Source organism: Mycobacterium sp. NGS33 (assembly GCF_059812885.1).
This window is the reverse complement of the sequence record NZ_JCALDN010000002.1, coordinates 424,776-448,329: the sequence shown is the minus strand read 5'-3', so window position 1 is coordinate 448,329 and position 23,554 is coordinate 424,776. Positions and strand designations below refer to the sequence as shown.

Annotated in this window: 18 protein-coding genes; 9 read left to right on the top strand and 9 right to left on the bottom strand. The window is 68.2% G+C overall.

The window, feature by feature from the left end; genetic code table 11:
* The first annotated feature begins 45 nt into the window (after positions 1-45).
* From AC5Y5B_RS06130 to AC5Y5B_RS06120, 3 genes are all read left to right on the top strand, one after another.
* Positions 46-390, top strand: coding sequence for a DUF732 domain-containing protein (locus AC5Y5B_RS06130; protein ID WP_112634225.1), 345 nt, complete (start codon positions 46-48; stop codon positions 388-390).
* 279 nt (positions 391-669) lie between these two features.
* The gene (locus AC5Y5B_RS06125) at positions 670-1,809 is read left to right on the top strand and encodes a BTAD domain-containing putative transcriptional regulator (RefSeq protein ID WP_500004357.1); all 1,140 of its coding nucleotides are present in this window, start codon (positions 670-672) and stop codon (positions 1,807-1,809) included.
* A gap of 175 nt (positions 1,810-1,984) precedes the next feature.
* The gene (locus tag AC5Y5B_RS06120; RefSeq protein WP_500004355.1) at positions 1,985-3,850 is read left to right on the top strand and encodes a serine/threonine-protein kinase PknH/PknJ; all 1,866 of its coding nucleotides are present in this window, start codon (positions 1,985-1,987) and stop codon (positions 3,848-3,850) included.
* A 15-nt stretch (positions 3,851-3,865) separates the two neighbouring features.
* On the opposite strand, the gene abmR is transcribed toward AC5Y5B_RS06120, so the two are convergent.
* From abmR to AC5Y5B_RS06105, 3 genes are all read right to left on the bottom strand, one after another.
* Positions 3,866-4,447 (bottom strand): ATP-binding transcription factor AbmR, encoded by a 582-nt coding sequence (abmR, locus tag AC5Y5B_RS06115; protein ID WP_112634228.1) that lies wholly within the window; start codon positions 4,445-4,447, stop codon positions 3,866-3,868.
* A gap of 335 nt (positions 4,448-4,782) precedes the next feature.
* On the bottom strand, positions 4,783-5,904 hold the full coding sequence (locus AC5Y5B_RS06110; RefSeq protein ID WP_112634229.1) for an adenylate/guanylate cyclase domain-containing protein: 1,122 nt from the start codon (positions 5,902-5,904) through the stop codon (positions 4,783-4,785).
* Between the two features lie 66 nt (positions 5,905-5,970).
* Positions 5,971-7,356 carry an amidase gene (locus tag AC5Y5B_RS06105; protein WP_500004354.1) on the bottom strand — a complete coding sequence of 462 codons (1,386 nt, stop codon included), beginning with the start codon at positions 7,354-7,356 and terminating at the stop codon, positions 5,971-5,973.
* Positions 7,357-7,429: 73 nt separating this feature from the next.
* Here AC5Y5B_RS06105 and AC5Y5B_RS06100 point away from each other — a divergent pair, with 73 nt between their 5' ends.
* Positions 7,430-7,864 (top strand): HIT family protein, encoded by a 435-nt coding sequence (locus tag AC5Y5B_RS06100; protein WP_112634231.1) that lies wholly within the window; start codon positions 7,430-7,432, stop codon positions 7,862-7,864.
* A 140-nt stretch (positions 7,865-8,004) separates the two neighbouring features.
* Positions 8,005-11,934 carry a diguanylate cyclase domain-containing protein gene (locus tag AC5Y5B_RS06095; protein ID WP_500004758.1) on the top strand — a complete coding sequence of 1,310 codons (3,930 nt, stop codon included), beginning with the start codon at positions 8,005-8,007 and terminating at the stop codon, positions 11,932-11,934.
* Between the two features lie 18 nt (positions 11,935-11,952).
* Here AC5Y5B_RS06095 and AC5Y5B_RS06090 read toward each other — a convergent pair whose 3' ends face one another.
* Genes AC5Y5B_RS06090 through AC5Y5B_RS06080 form a run of 3 tightly spaced genes read right to left on the bottom strand, consistent with a single transcriptional unit; the run spans position 11,953 to position 14,982 of the window.
* On the bottom strand, positions 11,953-12,984 hold the full coding sequence (locus AC5Y5B_RS06090; protein WP_500004352.1) for an LLM class flavin-dependent oxidoreductase: 1,032 nt from the start codon (positions 12,982-12,984) through the stop codon (positions 11,953-11,955).
* A 43-nt stretch (positions 12,985-13,027) separates the two neighbouring features.
* Positions 13,028-14,158 (bottom strand): FAD-binding protein, encoded by a 1,131-nt coding sequence (locus AC5Y5B_RS06085; protein WP_500004350.1) that lies wholly within the window; start codon positions 14,156-14,158, stop codon positions 13,028-13,030.
* Entirely contained in the window at positions 14,155-14,982 is an 828-nt protein-coding gene (locus AC5Y5B_RS06080) for a uracil-DNA glycosylase (protein ID WP_112634235.1), read from the bottom strand. The genes AC5Y5B_RS06085 and AC5Y5B_RS06080 overlap by 4 nt, the downstream gene beginning before the upstream one ends.
* A gap of 61 nt (positions 14,983-15,043) precedes the next feature.
* On the opposite strand from AC5Y5B_RS06080, the gene tap reads away from it, so the two are divergent.
* Positions 15,044-16,285, top strand: coding sequence for a multidrug efflux MFS transporter Tap (tap, locus tag AC5Y5B_RS06075; protein ID WP_500004348.1), 1,242 nt, complete (start codon positions 15,044-15,046; stop codon positions 16,283-16,285).
* A gap of 20 nt (positions 16,286-16,305) precedes the next feature.
* Entirely contained in the window at positions 16,306-17,673 is a 1,368-nt protein-coding gene (locus AC5Y5B_RS06070) for an FAD-binding oxidoreductase (protein WP_500004346.1), read from the top strand.
* A gap of 83 nt (positions 17,674-17,756) precedes the next feature.
* Here the strand turns inward: AC5Y5B_RS06070 and AC5Y5B_RS06065 are convergent, their stop codons facing one another.
* Positions 17,757-18,734 carry an NAD(P)/FAD-dependent oxidoreductase gene (locus AC5Y5B_RS06065; protein WP_500004757.1) on the bottom strand — a complete coding sequence of 326 codons (978 nt, stop codon included), beginning with the start codon at positions 18,732-18,734 and terminating at the stop codon, positions 17,757-17,759.
* Positions 18,735-18,874: 140 nt separating this feature from the next.
* On the opposite strand from AC5Y5B_RS06065, the gene AC5Y5B_RS06060 reads away from it, so the two are divergent.
* Entirely contained in the window at positions 18,875-20,116 is a 1,242-nt protein-coding gene (locus AC5Y5B_RS06060) for a cytochrome P450 (RefSeq protein ID WP_165821843.1), read from the top strand.
* A complete protein-coding gene (locus AC5Y5B_RS06055) occupies positions 20,116-20,697 on the top strand; it encodes a TetR/AcrR family transcriptional regulator (RefSeq protein ID WP_112634241.1) in 582 nt (193 codons plus the stop codon). The genes AC5Y5B_RS06060 and AC5Y5B_RS06055 overlap by 1 nt, the downstream gene beginning before the upstream one ends.
* Positions 20,698-20,701: 4 nt before the next feature.
* Here the strand turns inward: AC5Y5B_RS06055 and AC5Y5B_RS06050 are convergent, their stop codons facing one another.
* A complete protein-coding gene (locus AC5Y5B_RS06050; RefSeq protein WP_500004343.1) occupies positions 20,702-21,841 on the bottom strand; it encodes an acyltransferase family protein in 1,140 nt (379 codons plus the stop codon).
* On the bottom strand, positions 21,838-23,538 hold the full coding sequence (locus tag AC5Y5B_RS06045; RefSeq protein ID WP_500004341.1) for a DEAD/DEAH box helicase: 1,701 nt from the start codon (positions 23,536-23,538) through the stop codon (positions 21,838-21,840). Before AC5Y5B_RS06045 ends, AC5Y5B_RS06050 begins: the two co-directional genes overlap by 4 nt.
* Between the last annotated feature and the right edge of the window lie 16 nt (positions 23,539-23,554).

Below are 23,554 nucleotides of genomic sequence, written 5' to 3'. Positions count from 1 at the left end.
CTGGGATCGTCCTACTCAATAACGCACCTGAAAGGGGTGGCAGCAATGTTTTCACGCCGCATCACGAAGATGGCCACCACCGCAATCGGCACCGCCGCCGTGGGGTTCGCCGCCCTTGGCTTCGCCGGCACCGCCGCCGCCAGCGCAGTGCAGACCGCCGACGAGGCATTCCTGAGCCAGATGCAAAGCCTCGGCGTGTCTTTCCCGTCGACCCAGGCCGCCGTGCAGACGGGCCACCAGGTGTGCACCGAACTGGCCGCAGGCCACACGCCGATGGCGGTTACCGTCCAGATCTTTCGGCACACCAGCCTGACTCCGCCGCAGGCGGCGCACGTGGTCATGGCGGCGACCCAGGCCTACTGCCCGCAATTCTCCGGTCAGCCCGCCTGAGCCGTGGGGCGCCGGACTCCGCCGGCGCCCGCCCGTCGACCGATATGTGACGACGGCGCAAGTCAATTCGTGCGACGCACCGATTATCGTGCTGGGTACGAACGCATTTCAGGCCCGGCATCGCGCCGAGTGCCGTTGCGGGCTGATAGTTGGGACGACATGCCGCCGGAGCTGGCCGGTTTGTCGGGATTCGTAACGAATCTGCCGGCTTGCCGTCACAATCACAATGGTGAGCTCAGGACATCCGACGCCGCGGACGCGGAAAGGCTGGTAGGCGGGATGGCGGACGACGATCTTCAATTCGGTCTGCTCGGACCGTTGGAGATGAGCGTTGGCGGCACCCTGGTGCCGTTGGGCACACCCAAACAGCGGGCGGTGCTGGCCATGCTGCTGATGAACCGCAACAACCCGGTCGGCGTCGACCGGCTCATCACCGCCTTATGGGACGAGTCGCCACCGTCGGGGGCACGGGCCAGCATCCACTCCTACGTGTCCAACCTGCGCAAGCTGCTGACCGGGGCCGGCGTCGACCCGCGCGCGGTGCTGGTCGCGGCACCACCGGGGTACCGGCTCAACATCTCCAACGACCATTGCGATCTCGGCCGGTTCATCGCCGAAAAGAACGCCGGCGTGCAGGCCGCGGCCGCCGGCCGATTCGAGCAGGCCAGTCAGCACCTGTCGGCGGCCCTGGCCGAATGGCGCGGCCCGGTGCTCGAGGACCTGGACGGTTTTCGGTTCGTCGACGCCTTCACCACTTCCCTCGTCGAGGAGAAGATCCTGGCCCACACCGCGCAGGCCGAGGCCGAAATCGCCTGCGGGCGTGCCTTTACCGTGATCACCGAACTGGAAGCCCTGACGGCCGAACATCCCTACCGCGAGCAGCTGTGGGCTCAGTTGATGACCGCCTACTACCTCACCGACCGTCAATCCGACGCGCTGGCGGCCTACCGGCGCGTGCAGAAATCGCTGGCCGACGACCTCGGCATCGACCCCGGCCAGAATCTGCGCGCCCTCAACGACCAGATCCTGCGTCAAGAGCCGCTGGACGTGAAGAAAAACGCCATGACGACCGCGGCCGTCGCGATCACCGTGCTCGAGCACTACCCGACCGACAAGAAGGCGGTCGCCTACCTGCACGAGGTGACGGGGCGCAGTTATCCGCTCCAAGGATCGACAACCATTGGGCGGCTTAGCGACAACGACATCGTGCTCGACTCCCCCAAAGTCAGCCGTCACCATGCCGTCATCGTCGACACCGGAAGCAGCTACATCATCGACGACCTGCGGTCCTCGAACGGCGTGCACGTCCAGGATCGACGCATCCACGCCGCCGCCACGCTGCAGGACGGCGACCGCGTGCGGATCTGCGACCACGAATTCACCTTCCAGCTCCCCGCCGACAGCGCCGACGAGACCTGAGACCTCGGCGAGCCGACCCGCGCTGACACGCGCGGCAATTGTTCCGGTTATCGTGCGGTGGGACGCCTGCGCGCTTACCGTCATGATTGCTCAGTCACGGGTTGCGATCGTGTCTCTGCCCGCACGGTCTCGAAAGAGAACGGCAGGCCAGGGGTTGGGGTTGGAAGGATGAGGAATGAGTGACGAGCAGTCCTCACGGGCGGGGTCGATGTTTGGCCCCTACCACCTCAAGCGGCTGCTGGGCCGCGGTGGGATGGGTGAGGTCTACGAGGCCGAACACACCGTCAAAGAGTGGACGGTCGCGGTCAAACTCCTCTCCGAAAGCTTCAGCCGGGACCCCGTGTTTCGCGAGCGGTTGAAGCGCGAAGCCCGCACCGCCGGTCGTTTGCAGGAACCGCACGTGGTGCCGGTGCACGACTACGGCGAGATCGACGGCCAGATGTTCCTCGAGATGCGGTTGGTCGAGGGCACCGACCTGGACAGCGTGCTCAAACGCTTCGGCCCGCTGACCCCACCGCGCGCGGTCGCCATCATCACCCAGATCGCGTCCGCGCTCGATGCCGCGCACGCCGCCGGGGTGATGCACCGCGACATCAAACCGCAGAACATCTTGGTCACCCGCGACGACTTCGCCTACCTGGTCGACTTCGGCATCGCCAGCGCCACCACCGACGAGAAGCTGACACAGCTCGGCACCGCGGTGGGCACCTGGAAATACATGGCGCCGGAACGGTTTTCGGACGCGGAAGTCACTTACCGCGCCGACATCTACGCGCTGGCCTGTGTGCTGTTCGAGTGCTTGACCGGGTCCCCGCCCTACCGCGCCGACAGCGCGGGCGTGCTGGTCTCCGCTCACCTGATGGACCCCATTCCCGCGCCCAGCGCGCAGCGCCCGGGCGTCCCAAAGGCCTTCGATGCGGTGATCGCCCGCGGCATGGCCAAAAAGCCGGAGGAGCGCTACGCCAGCGCGGGCGACCTGGCCCTGGCCGCCAGGGAAGCGCTGAGCAACCCCGACCAGGACCGCGCGGCCACCATCTTGCGCCGCAGTCAGGAAGCCGCACTGCCCACCGCCGAGTACCCCGGCGCGCCGGCCAGCGCCGCTGCGGTGCCCCCGCAGCCCTTCGGGCCCGCGTTCAACACCCCGCCGCCGTCGCCGTTCGACCCGCCGCCGGCCCCGAGTTCGGGTCCCATACCGTCGCAGGGCGGCCAGGCCTGGACCCCCACCAGCGGGCCCATCCCGGCGGCCGGTGCGCCGTATTACCAAGGCGGCAACGCCAACTGGGGCACCCCGCCCCAGTTCACCAGCTCAACGCCCTGGGGTCAGCCCCCGCCCAAACCGCACCGCTCGATCTGGCCCATCATCGCGGCCGTCGCCGTGGTGCTCGTCGTGATCGCGACCGGGGTGGGCATCTGGCTTGTCGTTCGACCCAAGCCGCAACCACCCCAGGCCGCCCCGCTGGGGCCCGAACGCCTCAGCGGCCTGCTGCTCGGCCCGGCCGACGTCAACACAGTGATGGGCTCGTCGTCGATGCAGCCGGGCAAGCCCATCACGTCGACGGACAGCTCTTCGGTGACGGTGTCCGCGCCCGATTGCCAAGGGGCGCTCTACACCACGCAGGATCCGGTCTACGCGGGCACCGGCTATTCGGCGGTCAGCGGACTGGTGTCCTCGGAGGCCGGCGATAACTACGACCACTGGGTCAACCAGGCCGTGGTGCTGTTTCCCTCCACCGACAAGGCCAAGAGTTTCGTGCAGACCTCGGCGGAGAAGTGGAAAGGTTGCGCCGGCAAGACGGTGACCGTGACCAACAAGAGCAAGACGTATCGGTGGACGTTCGCGCAGCTTCAGGGCAGCCCACCGAAGATCACGCTGATGGACACCCAGGAGGGCGCCGACGGCTGGGAGTGCCAGCGCGCGCTCAGCGTGGCCAACAACGTCGTCGTCGACATCAACGCCTGCGGATACCGCATCAGCGATCAGGGCGCCCAGATCGCCGACAAGATCGTCGCCAAGATCGACAGCGAGAAGCCCGAGGGCTGAGGCGCGACGGCCCCGTCAGGACTGAAGATCGGGGCCCTGCGCGCGTAGGTCGTCGACCGCCGACATCGCGCCGCGCAGTTTGGCCAGCCACTCTTCGGCGTGCTCACCGACCAGCTTGACCGACCAGGCGAGGGCGTCGGCGCGTGACCGGGCGACGCCGGCGTCCACCAACGTGTCGAGCACCTGCCGTTCGGGTTGCTTCAGCCGGGTCATGACCGGTACGGCGATGTGCGTGAACAGGATTCGCTCGGTGCCCGCCTTGGAGACGACCTCGACGCCCCACGAAACCTTGCGTCCGTAGCGGTCCTGCGCTTCGTCGGCGATGTGCATACGCTCCGAGCGGGTGTCTTCGCGGAATCGCGAGGCCCGCCCGGCCGCGCGGGCCTCGCTCGCTTCGCCTTCCGCACTCTCGGGCTCCGGGAGCTTGCCGATGACGGTGATCTCTTCGCGGTCGACGACCACCGTCGGGTCGCCGTCGAACCAGTTCTCCGGGAGACGTCCGGCGAACCACTCCGCGGCGTCGCTGGCGTCAGGTTGCTGGGCTTGCTGCCAGCCGCCGGGGCGGCCATACCGCCTGTGTGCGTGATGAGCCTTCATGATTACATGATTACACCGTTGCATGCGTAAGGGAATGGCCGTTCACCGGGAGCGAAACGACGGCCGTGACGGGCGGGATTGCCGGCGACGCGGCGACGCCGGACAGTGGCCCTCGAGGACTCGGACCGACTGGCGAAAACCCGTTGATCCGGGCTGTTGGTCGGCGTATTTTGGTTAGCGAAGCAGGCCCGGGAAGCGACCAATTCGAAGCGCTGGAACACGGGGTAGGAATCCGGCCGCGTAGGACACGCATAAGACGTAGTCACACGCCCCCTAGAGTCGCACCGGGCCTGCCCATGCGTCGGTCACGTTTCTCTCGCCCGGGCGGCGGGCCATCAGTCGCCGTCGCCGCGCCGGACGCGGAAGAGCTTCACCTCGTTCTTGATGCCCTTGAGGCGCCGGGCGCCGGCGAACGAGCCGGAGAACTCACCGCTGTCGCCGATGACGTCCCAGACCGAATCCGCGACCAGGACCGTGCCCGGGCGCGCCACGTTGGTGACCCGGCTGGCCACGTTGACGGGGCTGCCGAACCAGTCGCCGGCGCGGCTGACCGCCATGCCGGAGGCCACCCCCGCGCGCAGCCGGGGAAAGTCGTTGTCGGTGTCGACGGCCTCGACGAGTTTCACGATGACGTCGAGCAACGGCAGCGGATCGGGACACACGAACATCACCGCGTCGCCGATAGTCTTGACGAATCGCACCGGCGGCACCGTCATGTCCCGGGCGAGGTTGGCCAGCCGGTTGGCCAGATGCCCCAGCTCCTCGGGTGACACCGCCTCGCCGATGCGGGTGAAACCGACCAGATCCGCGAAGGCAACGGTGATTTGGCGCGCCCCGGGCAGCGGCTCGCCGGCGGCTCGCTCCGCGGCATTGATCGCCTCGGTTTCCATCATGTGGCGCAGTTGCATGAACAACATGTGCTCGATCATCGGGCCGAGCATGGGCGCGATCTCGCTCACCAAAGCCTTTGACGCCTTGGCGATTTCGAGCTCGCTGGCACCCGGTCGCATGATCGCCGAAAGCGCGGTGGAGCGCATGACTTCCGCGGCCCGCGACAGGCCTTCGGCCAGCACCCGAACCACGAGAACCACCTGTTCGGGATCGAGCCCCAGCTCGACGAATCGCTGGGAGAAGGCGGCGGCTTCGCCGTCGGCGCGCATGTGTACGACCGCGTCCGGGTCGTCCACCCGGACCAGGCCGATCGCGCGCTGCACGCGCTGCAACAGCCCCAGGTCGATGCCGTGGGTCTCGCTGATCTCCCGGGTGGACACGTAGGTGCCGTCGTCGCCGATGAGATGGCGGGTGGCCAACAGCAGGGGCGGATTGGTGGTCCGGATCTCCTCGGGGGTGATGCCCTGCTCGAGCAGCCATCGCACCAGATCGGCGCGTTCCATGCGCGCGGTTCCCTCGAGCCCCTCGAGCAGATCCTCGATGTCCTGGTCGGCTCCGTCGTGCACGTCGTCAACCTACAACGCGGGCCAGTCATGATGTGAGGCGATGAGCGCACCGCTGCTAGGCGCCCGTCAGGACACCGGCGGTCGCCGAAGGGCCCACGGCCGGGCCGCTTCGATCTGCGCCGACAGCGACAACAGCGTCGCCTCGTCATATGGCCTGCCGACGAGCTGGACCGACAGCGGCAGGCGGTCGCCGTCGAAGTCCCACGGCACCACCGCCGCGGGCTGTCCGGTCAGGTTCCAAATCTGTTGGTAGGGAACGTATCGACCGACCCGCAGCAGTGTCGACACCGCGCCGCGGCGTTGATAGGCGCCGATGCGCGACGGGCCCGTCGCGGTGCCGGGCGTGACGACGACGTCGACGTCGTCGAAGATCGCCTGGATCCGCGAGACCACCGCCCCCTCATTGGCCCGGATGGCCTCCATCCGCCGGTCCGAGAAGAACGAACCCATTCGGGCGATGTTGCGGGTGCGCGCCTCGAGACGTTCCGGATGGGCCAGGGCGTCCGCGTCGTCGCAGATACCGCGCAGATACCGGGGCAGGTAGTTGGCGAACATCGCCGACGCCGGATACTCGGGATCGGCCGTGATGACGTCATGGCCGAGATCGCGCAGCAGCGCACCGGCCTGATCGACCGCCGCCAACTCCGCCTTGCCCACCCTGACCGGCAACGGGGTTGGCACCTTGGTGCTCAAGGCAATTCGCAACCGGCCGGGACTGCGACCCGCCGCCGTGACGAACTCCCCTTCGGGGCCGGGCACCGTCGACGTGGCATCCAGGAACACGGCGGCGTCGAGCACCGTCCGCGCGATCGGGCCGTTGACGCTCAGCCCGTACCAGGCGTCGTCGTGCGGTTCCAGCGACACGCGGTCGCGCTGCGGCTTCAGGCCGAACAGCCCGCACCACGTCGCCGGGATGCGGATCGAGCCGCCCCCGTCGGATCCCAGGGCCAGCGCGGCCAACCCGGCGGCGACGGCGGCGGCGCTTCCCCCGCTACTGCCGCCCGGGGTGCGGGTGGGATTCCACGGGTTGCGGGTGGCGCCGAAGGTCATCGACTCCGTGTAGGGCATCATCATCAGCTCGGGCACATTGGTCTTGCCGATGATCACCGCGCCCGCGGCGCGCAACCGGCGCACCACCTCCGCGTCGGAGCTGACGGCCGGCCGATGTCCGCCGCTGCCGAACGTCGTCACCTCCCCTGCGACGTCGACATCGTCTTTGATCGCGATCGGCACGCCGAGCAGCGGCAGTCGTTCGCCCGCGTCCAGGCGCTCCTGCGCCACGGCGGCCTCATAGCGAGCTTGATCGGCGAGCACCACGCGGTAGCACCGCAGCTGGCTGTCCAGCCGCGCTATCCGCTCCAGGTAGACCTCGAGCAACTCGGGCGCGGTCAGTTCACCGTTGGCCAGCATGCGCGCTTGTGCCGCCGCGCCGGCGAAGGCGAGATCGTTCACCGCGGCAGCGTATCCCGCGATTCGCGGCTGGTCTCGGCGTGGCCGTGGCGAAGCAACCAGTACCGTGGGCGACATGTCCTGCGTGTTCTGTGCGATCGTCGCCGGCGAAGCGCCGGCCATCCGGATCTACGACGACGACGACTACCTGGCCATCCTCGACATCCGCCCGTTCACCCGCGGCCACACGCTTGTGCTGCCCAAGCGGCACAGCGTCGACCTCACCGACACCGCGCCGGAGACCCTGGCCGGGATGGTCACCCTCGGCCAACGCATCGCCCGGGCCGCGCGGACCACCGAACTGGCCGACGCCACCAACATCGCCGTCAATGACGGTCGCGCGGCTTTCCAGACCGTGTTGCATATCCACCTGCACGTTTTGCCTCGCCGCAACGGCGACAAGCTGTCGATGGCCAAGGGAATGCTGCTGCGCCGCGACCCCGACCGGGACGCCACCGGCCAGATTCTGCGCAACGCGCTGGCCCGCATCGACGCAAGTCAGCCCGATTGAGCCGATCGGCGACCGTTCCACGCTGCCCCAACCTGGCTAAAGCCGCACTTCGCGAACGTCGGCAGCGGTTTAATGCCCAGTAACTCGTGGTGAGGTCGCTCGTTTCTTCGCCACATAGCAGGGGATTGGCTGGAGCGGTGATGAAGCGCTGGGCGGTAAATCCGTGGCGGCGGTCGGGGGTGCCCGCGCGTGCGGGCTGGACCCTCGCCGCCGCATACGGCGTCGCCGAATTGCTGCTGTTGCTGTCCTCGTTCCGGGGTTTGCATGGCCCGTACGGGACTCGGCCGGTCAACGAGTTCGTCACCGCAGCTTGTCTGGTGATCGGCGCGGGATGCGCAGGCCGCGCGGCCCATCACACGTCCGGGCGCCAGCGTTACGGGTGGCTGGCGCTGGTGACGGCCCAGCTCGGCTGGGCGGTGGGCGAGATCATCTGGGCGGTCTATGACGTGCGACCCGAGGTCGAGCACGCCGCCCATCCGGCGGCGTCGGAGATCGTGCTGCTGTTGTGGCCGTTCGGCACCATGGTGTCGCTGATGCTGCTGTCCCAGCTGTCGCGCAACAGCCCCCGGCGGCTGCTGCTCGACGGCCTCATCGTGGCGACCTCGCTGTTCGTCATCTCCTGGGTGTTCGTCGTCGAAGCGCAGCTGCAGGAGCGGACGGGCACCCGGCTGGCGACGCTGGCGGAGATCTTCAACGACATCGTCTTGCTGACGACGGCGATCCTGATGCTGTCGCGGGCGCGCCCGGGCGACCGGCCGAGCCGGAGTCTGGTCGCCGCCGGTGTCGCGACGATCAGCGTTGCCGACATGATGCTGGTCTTCTATGCCGGCATCGGCAGCTATCACACCGGTGATGTCGGGGACATGATGCGGGTGGCGGGGCTGGGGATGCTGGCGCTGGCCGCAGTGGGTGCCACGCACCAGCGCCCCGCGCCGGCCTCACCGGATGAGATCGAGTTCCGCGCCCGGCTGTGGCTGCCCTACCTACCGCTGATCCTGGCCGCGACGGTGGGTTGGGCGCACGCTGCGGGCGATGCGATAAACGGACCCATGCTGGCGGCCCTGGGCATCCTGGTGGCCGCCGTCTTGGCCCGGCAATTCGTCGTCCTGGTCGAAAACCAGAATCTGTTGTCCGAGGTCGCGCGGGAGGCCTTCCGCGACCACCTGACCGGTCTGGCCAACCGGGCGCTGTTCCTGCACCGGCTGGACCAGGCGATCGCGCGTCGCCGTCCCGACGGCACGCCGATCGCGGTGCTGTGTCTGGACCTCGACAACTTCAAATCGGTCAACGACGCCCTGGGCCATCCCGCCGGCGACGAACTGCTGGTCCGGGTAGCCGGCAGGCTCACCGCCGCGCTGGGGGAACAGGGCACCATCGCGCGGCTCGGCGGCGACGAATTCGCCGCGCTCATCGAAGCTTCCGTCGAAGAATCGCAGGCGGCCGCGCATCGCATTCTCGACGCCTTCACCGAAGCGATTCTGATCGAAGGCATTCCGATCACGGTGCGGCCCAGCATCGGATTCACGGTGGCCACCGGCGCGGCCAATTGCACGGTCGATCAGCTGCTCAGACACGCCGACTTGGCCATGTACGCCGCCAAACGCGAAGGCGGCCAATGCATTCGCAGCTTCATGCCCGACCTGCCGCTGCCCTACGCGTTCTCCGCGGCGCCGAGTTCGATCCGATCCGCGGTTGCGGCCCGCGCTCTTGACGGTGACGGCGGGATGCCACGGAACTCCCGACCCGTCGCCGAGGTCGCGACCGCCGCACCGCCCCCATCCGAGGATGCGCTCGACGCTGAGCGCCGGCCCCCGCGGGGCGTCCGGACCGCCTTCGCGCTGCTGACGATCGGAGTGGTCGCCTTCACCGTGTCCAGTGCCGTCCGCCCCGATGCCGGGCACGGCATCTTCTCCGCCGCGGCCCTCTACACGGCGCTGACCGTGGTTGCGGCAGGACTGATTGCCCTTCGCGCATACGGCGTTTCGGCTGACCGGTTGGCCTGGGCTTTGATCGCCGCCGGCATGGCGTGCTCGGCCGTGGGCGATGTCGTCTATGCCGTGTGGGTGCCCAGCGGCCGATCCCCGTCCGTCGCCGATCCGGAGTATCTCGCGTACTACCCTTTCGTCTACGCCGGGCTGCTGCTGCTCATGCGGGCACGGCTCAAACGGCTGCCGATCGCGATTCAGTTCGACTCGGTCATCTGCGCCCTGACGTTGGGGGCGGTGGCCGCGGCGCTGATGACGGGACCGATCCGCGCGGCCGCGGTACGCGCCCCGGCAACGGTATGGGTCGGCCTTGTCTATCCGTGGAGCGATCTGGTTCTGCTGGCGCTGGCCGCAGGAATGTTGCCAATCCTTGGCTGGCGCAACGAGATTCGGTGGGCACTGCTGGTGGCCGGATTGGTCCTCTTCGCGTTCGCGGACGCGGCGTATCTGTTCGAGACGTCCGCCGGCTTGTATCGGGCCGGTTCCCTGCTGGACGCCTGCTGGGCCGCGTCGTCGTTGCTCATCGCGATGGCAAGTTGGGCCAGATCGTCGTCGGCCACGCCACCAACCCGTGGCCGCATCGGGCCCTACGCCACCCCGGTGGCGTCCGCCGTCGTGGCGCTGGGCGTCATTGTCGTGGCATACCATTCGCGGACCGCCGCGACACTGGCGGCGCTGAGTCTGGTGGTGGGGGCGGGCCGGTTCGCGCTGACCTTCCGGGATGCGAGCCTGCTCGAGGTGGGCGACGAGCACGCCACGACCGACGAGTTGACGGCCTTGCCGAACAGGCGCTCGATGACAGCGGCCTTGACGAAGTTAACCGCCTCGGCGTCGCCGAGGACCGCGTCGATGCCGAACAGAGCGCAGCCACGTCGGGCCTTATTGCTGTTGAGCCTGATTGATTTTCACGAGATCACCGACTCGATTGGCAGGCAATTCGGTGATGAACTGCTGTGCCACATCGCAAATCGGTTGTCCGGCAGCGTGCGCCGCGACGACCTGCTGGCCCGGGTGGGCGATGACCAATTCGCCGTCCTCCTCTCGGATGGGGCCAACCTCACCGCGGCCAGCGCCTCGGCGGGAAGGCTGCTCGAAGCACTGGGTGAGCCGATCGCGCTGGATCCGGTCACCGTGCAGGTCGAAGCCCGCGTCGCGATCGCGCTAAGCCCCGACCACTGCGACCATCCGCAGGATCTGCTGAACTGCGCGGAAACCACCATGGCGCATGCCAAATCATCGGGCACGAAGATCGCGGTCTACGACTCGTCGTTGGACGTTTGTCGCCACAACGACCCCAACCTCATCGAGGAACTGCGCTCGGCATTGTTCGATACCGACGAGCTGCGCTTGCACTACCAACCCAAGATCGACGGCCGAGACGGCAGCGTCCACAGCGTCGAGGCGGTGCTGCGCTGGCAGCATCCCCGCCGCGGGACGCTGCTGCCCGAGGAGTTCCTGTCCGTCGCCGAGGGCGCCGGGCTGATGCGCAAGATCTCCAATCGGGTCCTCGGCATGGCTCTCGCCCAGGTCCGGTCCTGGCGTGAGCAAGGCATGCCGCTCACGGTCGCGGTGAACCTGTCGACGACCAATCTGCTGGACATCGAACTCGTCGGCACCGTCGAGCGACTCCTCGCCAGTTACGACCTGCCCGCCGAGGCGCTCATCCTCGAGATCACCGAGAGCGCACTTGTCGATTCCGTGCGTTCCCGCAACACCGTCGCCGCGCTGCAGGGCCTGGGAATCCGGATCTCGCTCGACGATTACGGTACCGGTTGGTCGTCTTTAGCTCGGCTGCAAGAGGTTTCGGTCGACGAGCTGAAGCTCGACCGGATTTTCGTATCGCGCTTGGCGCACGACGCGCGGTCGGTCGCCATCGTGCGCTCGACGGTGGCGCTGGCATCCAACCTGGGCGCCGACCTGGTGGCCGAGGGGGTCGAGAACGAGGCCACGCTGAACGCCCTGCGCCGGTACGGCTGCACCATCACCCAGGGCTTCGTGCACACCCCGCCGTTGCCGCCGGATGAGCTGCGGGACTGGATCGCCAACCACGCACCGAACCCCCACCCGAGCCAGTCCAACGGTTGAGCGTGACCGCTCGAGGCTTCAGAACAGCTCTTTGGCCAACAGCTCGAGCGTCGCGACCCGCGCCGGTGCGGTGTCGGAATCGGTGCCGCGGCGGGCCGAGGCCACCGGGTTGACCATGACTTCGTCGACCCCGAACCGGTCGGCCAGTGCCCGGATCTGTTCGGCGGCCTCCGCCGGTGCTCCCAGGACGGCGCGCCGCAATCCGCTCTCCACGATCCGCTGCTGCTGGCCGGTCAGCTCGGCGACCGCGGCCTCCTCGACCAGCGGAACCGGCCCGAGCGGCTGCCCGGTTCGCAACCGGGCCATCATCTGCAGGTTGGGCAGCATCAAAGCCGTTGCCTCTTCGCGTGTTTCGGCAACCGCGGCGTTGACCGTCAAGAAGGTCAGCGGCTCGGCGGTCAGCTCGCTGGGCTTGAATCGCGAACGGTAGACCTCGAGCGCCTCTTCGGTTCCGTTGCCGGAGAAGTGATGTGCGAACACATACGGCAGCCCCTTGGCGGCGGCCAGATGTGCCGAATACATCGACGAGCCCAACAGCCACAGCCGCGGCTCGCCCGCCGCTGCCGGGGTGGCCTTGAGGGTGTAATCACCGGAGCGCAAGGGAACCCGCACGCCTCGGGCGCTCATCAGCGCCGCCACGTCGTCGAGGTACTCGGGGAAGTTCTCGATGTCACGATCGTCGCGTCCGCCGCGCAGCGCGTAAGACGTCACCGGGTCCGAGCCGGGTGCGCGGCCGATGCCGAGGTCGATGCGGCCGGGGGCGGCGGCTTCCAGCAGCGCGAACTGCTCGGCCACCGCCAGGGGCGCGTGATTGGGCAGCATCACGCCACCCGAGCCGAGGCGAAGCTGCGAGGTCTGCGCGGCCAGGTAGGCGAGCACCACCGGTGGGCTGGTGGCACCCACCGACGGCATGTTGTGGTGTTCGGCGACCCAGTAACGCGTGAAGCCCAGCCGATCCGCGGCCTGGGCCAGCGCGACGGTGGCCGCCAGCGCGTCGCCGGTGGTCTGGTCGCTGCGCACCGGGATGAGGTCGAGGACGGAAAGACGCACGATGGCGTCAACGCGTGCGGGCCGGCAAACGTTCCCGCGCGGCTCAGTACTCCTTGAGGGTGATCGAGGCGACGATGCGGTCGAACACCTCTTGGGGGATCGGCGCACCGCCCGGAATGTTGTCCACCACCAGCCACTGGTTGCGCTTGACGTAGTCGCTGAACTCGCGGTGGTAGTTGGCGAAGCCCGCTTCGTAATCGACCGCCTCGCCCTCGGCGGCCGCCTTGAGCTCGCCGGCCAGGATGTAGGCACCCAGCAGCGCGACACTGGTGCCCTGGCCCGACAAGGGCGAGCAGCAGTATGCGGCGTCGCCGACCAGCGCCACCCTGCCCCGCGCCCAGCGATCCATCTTGATCTGTGACATCTCGTCGAAGTAGAAGTCCGACGCGCCGCGCATGTACTCCAGCAGTTGCGGGCGGACCCAGCCGTCGCCGGCCATCCGCCGCTCCAACTCGGCGAATTGGGCCTCGGTGTCGCGATAGTCGATGCGCAGCTCGGTGTCCATGAAACCCAACATGGCCCGCGCCTCGGCGTTGTTGCGCGCGCTGTAGACCCCGGCCATGGTGGAGTCGCCGTAGTGCCACATCTGCCAGTAGTCGAGGTCCAGAAAATTGGGCACGGTGAAGATCGCCGCGTGTGTGCCCAGCCTGTCGATGAAGTCGTCCTCCGGCCCGAAGACCAAACGCCGCACGGTGGAGTGCAATCCGTCGGCGCCGATGACGAGGTCGAAACTGCGCGGCGCGGCGCGCTCGAAGGTCACCCGGACCGCCGACCCGTCGTCGTCCAGCGCGGTGATGGTGTCGTCGAAGAGGTATTCGGCCGTCCATTGGCTTGCGCCGTAGAGCAATTCGACCAAGTCGTCGCGCAACAGCTCGATGTTGGGGCTGTCGATGGGCCCGCCGGTGGGCGTCGATTCGGTGTCGCGGGACAACTCGTTGCCGTCCCGGTCGACGACGGACGAGCCCCGGATTTGCGTTCTGCGCTTCTGGGCTGCACCCAATAAGCCCATCCGTTCGAGCACCGTCAGCGCCGGCCCCCGCACGTCGATGGCCTGGCCGCCCGGGCGCGTCCCCGGATGGCGCTCGACCACGGTCACCGAAAAGCCATGCCGCCCAAGCCAAAACGCGGCCGCCGTACCCGCCACGCTGGCGCCCGATACCAGAACTTCGGTCACTTGATTCCTGCCAGTTCTTTAGCGTCGCGGAAGACGTCGTCGAGCATTGCTGGTGTCAACCTACCGGTGAACATGTTTTGCTGGCTCGGGTGGTAGCAGCCGAGCAGCCGCACCCCGGGCGCCAGGTCGGCGACGACGCCGTGGCCGAAGCGGGGCTTGCGCCCGGTCGTGGCGCCCGGCAGCCGCAGCGCGATCTGCCAGCCGAATCCGCCCAGGGCCACGACCACCCGAACATCTTGGGAGACCAACCGCCATTCGGCCTGCAGCCAGGGCCAGCAGGTGTCGCGCTCCTGCGGCGTCGGGGCGTTCGCGGGAGGTGCGCACCGCACCGGCGCGACGATGCGAATCTGCTTGGTCCGCAAGCCATCCGCGGCGTCGACGCTGGTCGGTTGGTTCACCAGCCCGGCCCGGTACAGCGCCGCGTACAACTGGTCACCCGAGCGGTCGCCGGTGAACATCCGCCCCGTGCGGTTGGCGCCGTGGGCGGCGGGCGCCAACCCCACGATCAACAACCGGGGCCGCGCCGACCCCCAGCTGGGCACCGGCCGGCCCCAATACGGTTGATCGGCAAAGGCTCGGCGTTTGACGACCGCGACGTCCTCGCGCCACTCGACCAACCGCGGGCACGCCCGGCAGACGCTGACCAGAGCGTCGATTTCGGGAATCGAGCCGGCGTGCTCGGCGAGCTCGGCGACCGCGGCGGCGTCGACCGCCACCGGGGTCTGCGGTGTGGCCGGATCGCCCGGCCATCCGGTGCCGGCACCCACCGGTGAGCCGAACACCTGGCCGGTACGTGGGTGGGCGAGCACATGAACATCCTGCACGAGAGCAAATAATCGGTCGCCGCAAACAGGGCTATGGCATACATTCAGCGGCGATATTCCCATGAAAACCGGCGGCCCAGCGTTCCTGATCCTGTTCGCCACGTTGACGGCGACCGCGGGTAGCGGCATCTCCATCGTCGCGTTCCCGTGGCTGGCGTTGCAGCACCACGACAGCGCGCGCGACGCCTCGGCCGTCGCCCTGGCCATGACGCTGCCGCTGGTGTTGTCCACCCTGGTCGCCGGCGCCGCGGTCGATTCCTTCGGGCGCCGGCGCGTGTCGCTCGTCTCCGATTCGCTCTCCGCGACCGCGGTGACCGCCGTGCCGCTGATCGCCTGGTGGCTCGGCGCGGACGCGCTGAACCTGGCGGTGCTGGCCGTCCTGGCCTTCTTCGCGGCCGCGTTCGACCCGGCCGGCGCGACCGCGCGCGAGTCGATGCTGCCCGAGGCCGCCGCCCGCGCGGGCTGGTCGCTGGCCCGCACCAACAGCGTCTACGAGGCGATCCTGAATCTGGGATTCATCGTGGGCCCGGGCATCGGCGGCCTGATGATCGCCACGGTCGGCGGCATCAACACGATGTGGGTGACCGCGGGGTTATTCGGCTTGTCCATCCTGACCATCGGGTCGCTGCGGCTCGAGGGTGCCGGCAAACCGGCGCACGAGACGCGCCCAGAGGGGTGGCTGTCCGGCATCGCCGAAGGCCTGCGCTTCGTCTGGAACCTGCGGGTGTTGCGGACCCTGGGCCTGATCGACCTGACCGTCACCGCGCTGTACCTGCCGATGGAAAGCGTGCTTTTTCCCAAATACTTCTCCGACCAGCACCAACCCGCGCAGCTGGGCTGGGCGTTGATGGCGATCGGATTCGGCGGCGTGGCGGGCGCGATCGGCTATGCCGCACTGTCGAACCGGCTGCGGCGGCGCGCGGCCGTGCTGGCGGCGACCCTCACCTTCGGCGCGGCGACGGTCGGGGTGGCGTTCCTCCCGCCGCTACCCGTGATCCTGGTGCTGTGCGCCATCACCGGCTTGGTCTACGGACCGATCCAGCCGATCTACAACTACATGATGCAGACCCGGGCCCCGCACCGGCTGCGCGGCCGAGTGGTCGGCGTGATGACCGGGTTGACCTACGCGGCCGGCCCGGTCGGCCTGCTGGTCGCCGGTCCGCTGACCGACGCGGCCGGCCTGAAGGTCACGTTCCTGGTGCTGGCGGTGCCGATCCTGCTGATCGGCCTCATCGCCTGCCGGCTGCCGTCGCTGCGCGAACTGGACCGCGCACCGGAGTTCGCCGAGGACCCGGGTCCGTGACGCGGGCTTAGTATCGGGCCGTGAGCTCTGACGCCCTGGCCAGTCTGATCGCCGATCTCCCCGACGGGATGGTGGTCACCGACCCAACCGTCACCGAGGGCTATCGCCAGGACCGCGCCTTCGACCCGTCGGCCGGCAAACCGCTGGCCGTGGTGCGGCCGCGGCGCACCGAAGACGTGCAGACCGTGCTGCGGTGGGCGAGCGCCCACCGGGTGCCCGTGGTGACGCGGGGAGCCGGCAGCGGCCTGTCCGGCGGGGCCACCGCGCTGGACAACGGCATCGTGCTGTCCACGGAGAAGATGCGCGACATCACCGTCGACCCGGTCACCCGGACGGCCGTCTGCCAGCCCGGCCTGTTCAACGCCGAGGTGAAGAAGGCCGTCGCCGAACACGGCCTGTGGTATCCGCCCGACCCGTCGTCGTTCGAGATCTGCAGCATCGGCGGCAACATCGCCACCAACGCCGGGGGGCTGTGCTGCGTGAAGTACGGCGTCACCACCGATTACGTGATGGGCATGCAGGTGGTGCTGGCCGACGGGACGGCCGTGCGGCTGGGCGGCCCACGACTCAAGGACGTCGCGGGGCTGTCGCTGACCAAGCTGTTCGTCGGCAGCGAGGGCACGCTGGGCGTCGTCACCGAGGTCACGCTGCGACTGGTGCCCAAGCAGAACGCGTCCAGCATCGTGGTGGCCAGCTTCGCCACCGTCGAAGACGCGGTCGAGGCGGTGCTCGGCGTCACCGCGCGGCTGCGTCCCTCGATGCTGGAGTTCATGGATTCGGTGGCGATCAACGCCGTCGAGGACACCCTGCGCATGGATCTCGACCGCGGGGCGGCCGCCATGCTGGTGGCCGGGTCCGACGAGCGCGGCCGCGCCGGCAGCGAGGACGCCGAAATCATGGCCAAGGTGTTCGCGGAACATGCTGCGACGGAAGTGTTTTCGACCGACGATCCCGACGAGGGCGAGGCGTTCGTCGTGGCCCGGCGGTTCTGCATCCCGGCCGTCGAAGCCAAGGGATCGCTACTGCTCGAAGACGTCGGGGTGCCGCTTCCGGCGCTGGGCCGGCTGGTCACCGGGATCGCGGACATCGCCGCCGAACGCGACCTGATGATCTCGGTGATCGCCCACGCCGGCGACGGCAACACCCACCCGCTGATCGTCTATGACCCCGCCGACGCCGACATGACCGAGCGCGCGCAGCTGGCGTTCGGCGAGATCATGGATCTGGCCGTCGGGCTCGGCGGCACCATCACCGGCGAGCACGGCGTCGGACGGCTGAAGCGGCCCTGGCTAGCGGGCTATCTGGGGCCAGAGGTGATGGACCTCAACCACCGCATCAAGCAGGCGCTGGATCCCCTGGGCATTTTGAACCCGGGGTCGGGGATTTAGTCGTTTCTCGAGCGTGCAGCTGGCCGCACACTCGGCGCTCGCAGAGTGCGAAGGATTCAGCCCTCAGAGCCAGCGCCACCGTTTCACCATGTTCGGGCATCGGCATATTCGTCGTCGGTCGCCGCGAACGTGGGCCAGGGCGGCGTAGGCAGTCCCACATCGCCGCTCAACAAGTACTGCACGACGGCGGCGCCGGCCAGGGAGCCACTGGCCACCGCCGCGGCCACCTGCGGCATCTGGGCGCAGAGGTCACCGGCCGCGAAGACGCCGGGCACCGACGTGCGTTGGAAGGAATCCACTGCAGGGGCGTCGGCGGCCATCGGTCCCGGCGGGGCAACGGCGACACCCAATTGGGCGGCCAGCGTGGAACGCTGATGCAGCGTCGCGGCCACCAGGGCACCGGCGCGTGTCATGCGGGAGCCGTCGCCGAACACAACTGCCGTCAAGCCACCTGCATGCGAGGCAAATTGAGCAATAGGCCGCTCATCCACGGCGATCCCCGCCGCGCCGAGCAGCCGATGGTGCTCCGCAGCCAGCGTGGCTGGACCGTTGGTGAGGACGACGATGTCATCGCTCCAGCCGCGCAGCAGCAACGCCGAATGCACCGCCCGCTCACCATCGGCCACGACAGCGAGTGGTTGATCACGGACCTCCCAGCCATGACAGAACGGGCAGTGAAACACCGACCGTCCCCAAAGGTCCTGTAGCCCCGGAATATTCGGCGCGCGGTATTCCATACCCGTAGCCAACAGCACCGCGCGGGTGCGCTCGCGCCGCCCGTCGGCCAGCTCGACGACGAAACCGTGCTCTGCTGCGATGATTTCGCCGTCCCGAATCTCAATGCTCGGATACCTGGCCAACTCAGCCCGGCCCGCAGAGTACAACTCGGCGGGCGGCCGGCCATCGTGGCCCAGCAGACCACCTATTCCATGAGCGGCCCCGTTACTCTGCGTGCCGGTATCCACCAGCAGTGTGCGCCGCCGAGCCCGTCCGAGCACCAGTGCGGCGCTAAGGCCCGCGGCACCGCCTCCGGCAATCACACAATCCCATGTCTCACTCATGCATCCGAACATGCCGACGATTGACGGAAATGCCAACCTTATTTGCCAAGCAGGCAAGCGAGGATTCTCTCGACGCCCGCGTGCGCCGCTGGCGAGCTTTGGTAGTTGACATATTGCCGCGACTGTCGTACGAATGAGACATGGCTGCTGTTATGTCTCACGAGGCCCCGGTCGCTTTTCAGCTGGCCACCGCCGACACCTGGCCTAATCCGTGGCCGATGTACCGCGCGTTGCGGGACCACGACCCGGTGCATCACGTCGTGCCGCCCAACCATCCCGAGCATGACTACTACGTGCTCTCCCGGCACGCCGACGTGTGGGCCGCGGCCCGCGACCACGAGACGTTCTCCTCGGCCAAGGGTCTGACCGTCAACTATGACGACCTGGAACTGATTGGGCTGCAGGACAATCCACCATTTGTGATGCAGGATCCACCGGTGCACACGCAGTTCCGCAAGCTGGTGTCGCGGGGCTTTACCCCGCGGCAGGTGGAGGCCGTGGAACCCAAGGTCACCGAATTCGTCGTCGAGCGCATCGAGGGGTTGCGTTCGGCCGGCGGCGGCGACATCGTCGCGGAGCTGTTCAAACCGCTGCCGTCGATGGTCGTCGCCCACTATCTCGGTGTGCCCGAGGAGGATTGGGCCCAATTCGACGGCTGGACCCAGGCCATCGTCGCGGCCAACACCGCCGAGGGCGGCGTCGCCGGCGCCCTAGAAACCGTCGGCGACGCGGTCGGCTCGATGATGGCCTACTTCACGGGGTTGATCGAACGGCGCCGGAGCGAGCCCGAGGACGACACCATCTCGCACCTCGTGGCCGCCGGGGTGGGTGCCGACGGCGACGTCGCCGGCACCTTGTCGATCCTGGCGTTCACCTTCACCATGGTCACCGGCGGCAACGACACCGTCACCGGCATGCTCGGCGGTTCGATGCCGCTGCTGCACGAACGGCCCGACCAACGTCGGCTGCTGGTGGGCGACCCGGGTCGCATTCCCGACGCGGTCGAGGAATTGCTGCGGATGACCTCACCGGTGCAGGGGCTGGCGCGCACGGCGACCCGGGACGTGGCCGTCGGCGAGACGACCATCCCGGCCGGGCGCAGGGTGCTGTTGCTCTACGGTTCGGCCAACCGCGACGAACGCCAATACGGTTCGGATGCAGCCGAACTCGACGTGACGCGATGCCCGCGCAACATCCTGACGTTCAGCCACGGCGCACACCATTGCCTGGGCGCCGCCGCGGCGCGGATGCAATCCCGCGTCGCGCTGACCGAACTGCTGGCCCGCTGCCCGGACTTCGAGGTGGACGAATCCGGCATCGTCTGGGCCGGCGGCAGCTACGTGCGGCGGCCGCTGTCGGTGCCGATTGAGATGAAGTCCTGATGCCCGGCAACGACTGGCTGGGTACGCACCGGACCGAAGCGGCCGCCGACCGGATCCTCGACGCGGCCGAGCAGCTGTATACGCAGCGCGACTCGGACTCGATCGGCATGAACGAAATCGCCCGCGCGGCCGGCTGTTCCCGCGCGACGCTGTACCGGTATTTCGAGAACCGCGAGGCGCTGCGAACCGCCTACGTCCACCGCGAAACCCACCGGCTGGGCCGCGAGATCATCGCGCGCACCGGCGACATCGAGGACCCGCGGGAACGGTTGATCGCGAGCATCCTCGTCACGCTGGAGATGGTTCGCGAAAGCCCCGCGCTGGCATCGTGGTTTGCCACCACCCGCCCGCCGGTGGGTGGCGAACTGGCCGGGCGGTCCGACGTCATCGCGGCCCTGGCGGTGGCGTTCCTGCACTCCCTGGGGCCCGACGATCCCGCCGTCATCGAGCGCCGCGGCCGCTGGATGGTGCGGGTGATCGTTTCGCTGCTGACCTACCCGGGCCGCGACGAGGCCGACGAGCGGGCGATGATCGAGGAGTTCGTCGTCCCGATCGTGACGCCGGTTTCCGCCCGGGACTGATCTGTCAGTCCCGCACGCGGGTGAACCGGTGCAGCAGCCACGCCAGCGGAATCGTCACCACCAGCGTCGCGACGTACAGGTACAGCATCGAACCGGTGTAGACCCGCGCGCCGACGATGTAGTCCATCGCGAATTCCATGGTGATCAAATGAATCAGAAAGATCTCGTAGGAGATCTCCCCCAGCCACACCATCGGGCGGCTGGCCAACAGTCTCGAGTACCAGCCGTGATCCCCCAAGGCCAACGGCGCCACCGCGAGCGCGGCGATGACGGCGTAGAAGCACGTCTTGAACAACGCCTCGCTCAGCGTCGCCGGGGACGTCGTGGGCGCGCCGGCGATGGGCGTGGACACGATGAAATAGCAGATGACCGCCAACGGGATGGCCACGAACCCGTAGCCACGCACCCCCATCTCCTGCAGCACGGTCAGGATCATGCCGGCGAGGAACCACGCCAGATAGGTGGGCAACCACAGCCGCGCCCCGTCGGGAAACCAGTGATCGGTGTGCACCAGCACCAACCAGGCCGGGCTGATCAACAGCAGACCCGCCAGGGCGCCCAGCACCAGTTTCGGCTGCCATTGCCGCCGGCAGATCACCACCAGCAGCAGGTAGGCCAGCAGCGGCAGGATGACGTAGAAGGAGCCCTCCACCGCAAGGCTCCACATCTGGGTCAGCCCTTGGTGCAGATACTTGCCCAGGTAGCCGTTGCAGTAGATCTGCGTCAGCGTCAGGTTGCGCGCCAGCCCCAGCCAGCTGTGGCCGGGGTTGGGCCCCGCGTCGCGGAAGTGGTAGAGGACGTAGGCGAACAACACCGTGATGACGTAGGCGGGCATGATGCGCCGAACCCGGTGCCACGCATAGCGACTCAGCGACGGCGGCGGACCGCCTTTCGCCGACGCCTTCACCCACGGGCGGAACAACAGATAGCCGGAGAGCACGAAGAAGATCGGCACACCGATTTCCATCCGGGAACCGACCAGACCCCAATAGCCGTGCGTGTATTTGCCGGTGGTGTAGGCCGCGTGGGTCCCGACGACGAGGAGCGCGGCGACCGCGCGGATCCCGGTCAGCGAGGCGACCCGATCGACGCGAGAGGTCTGCTCCAGGCCGCCCTGGGCGTCCTGCTCCTCGGACAGCGTCATCCGTCGTGTTTCCTGCGCGGCTTCCCACCGTCTCGGCTGCGCGGCTTGGCGGACGAGCGTTCCGGTTGCAAGTTGATCAGTACCCCCGAGATACGGGTGTGCTCAAGGCGTTTGAAAGTCGACTTGGGCAACTTGGCCGGCAATTCCACCAGGGAGAAATCCGGCCCGATCGCGATGTGTCCGAAATCGCTGCGATGCAGCCCGCCCTCGTTGGCGATGGCGCCGACGATCGCGCCGGGGCCGATCTTGTGCCGCTTGCCCACCGCGATGCGATAGGTCGCGAACGGCTTTGCATTTCTTGGCCTTTCGGGACGGTCGCGACGTTCGGTGCGCCGCTCGCGCCGCTCCGGGGGCGGTTCGGGCGCCATCAGGAATTCCTCGCCGTCGCGGGATTGCAGCGCCAGCGCGGCGGCGATGTCGGCCATCGGGGTGTCGTGCTCGCGTTCGTAGTCCTGAACCAGCTTGCGGAACAGGTCGATTCCGGGCGAGCCGAGCGCGGTGGTGATGGAATCGGCGAACTTGGCCACCCGCTGGGCGTTGACGTCCTCGACGGTGGGCAATTCGGTCTCGGTGAGCGTTTGGCGCGTCGCCTTCTCGATCGCCTTGAGCAGGTGGCGCTCGCGCGGGGAGACGAACAGCAGCGCGGTTCCCGACCGCCCCGCCCGGCCGGTGCGCCCGATCCGGTGCACGTACGACTCGGTGTCGTGCGGGATGTCGTAGTTGAGCACGTGCGAGATTCGCTCCACGTCCAGCCCGCGCGCGGCCACGTCGGTGGCGACCAGGATGTCGATGCTGCCCTCCTTCAGGGCGGCAACGGTCCGCTCGCGTTGGCCCTGCGGGATGTCTCCGTTGATGGCGGCCGCGGAAAAACCTCGGGCCCTGAGCTTTTCGGCGACTTCCTCGGTGGCCTGTTTGGTTCGGACGAACACGATCATGGCCTCGAACGGCTCGACTTCCAGCACCCGCGTCAGCGCGTCCATCTTGCGCGGGCCGGCGACCTGGATGTAGCGCTGCGAAATGTTCTCGGCGGTAGCGGTTTTCGCTTTGGTGCTGACCTCGAGCGGATCGTGCAAGTACTTGGTGGTGATCTTGCGGATCGCGGGCGGCATGGTCGCGGAGAACAGCGCCACCTGCTTGTACTCCGGGGTCTCGGACAGGATGCGGTCGACTTCTTCGGCGAAGCCCATGGTGAGCATCTCGTCGGCCTCGTCGAGCACCAGGTAGTCGACGTGGGACAGATCCAGGGTGCCGCGCTCGAGGTGGTCGATCACCCGGCCCGGTGTGCCGACCACCACGTGGGCGCCGCGGCGTAGCCCGGCCAGCTGCACGCCGTAGGACGAGCCGCCATAGATCGGCAGCACGTTGATCTTGGGCAGGTGAGCTCCGTACCGGCTGAACGCCTCGGCCACCTGCAGGGCGAGTTCCCGGGTCGGGGCGAGCACCAGCGCCTGGGTGGCGGTGCTGGTGACGTCGATCTTGGACAGGATTGGGATCGCGAACGCGGCGGTCTTGCCGGTGCCGGTCTGGGCCAGCCCGACGACGTCGGAGCCCGCCATCAGCGCCGGGATGGTCGCGGCCTGGATGCCGGTGGGCGATTCGTAGCCGACGTCGGCGATCGCCCGCAGGACCAAGGGATTGATCTGCAGGTCGGCAAACGTCGGTGAGGCAGCTTCAGTCGAGCTGTCCGGGTGGGTCATCGTCCAAGGAGTCTAG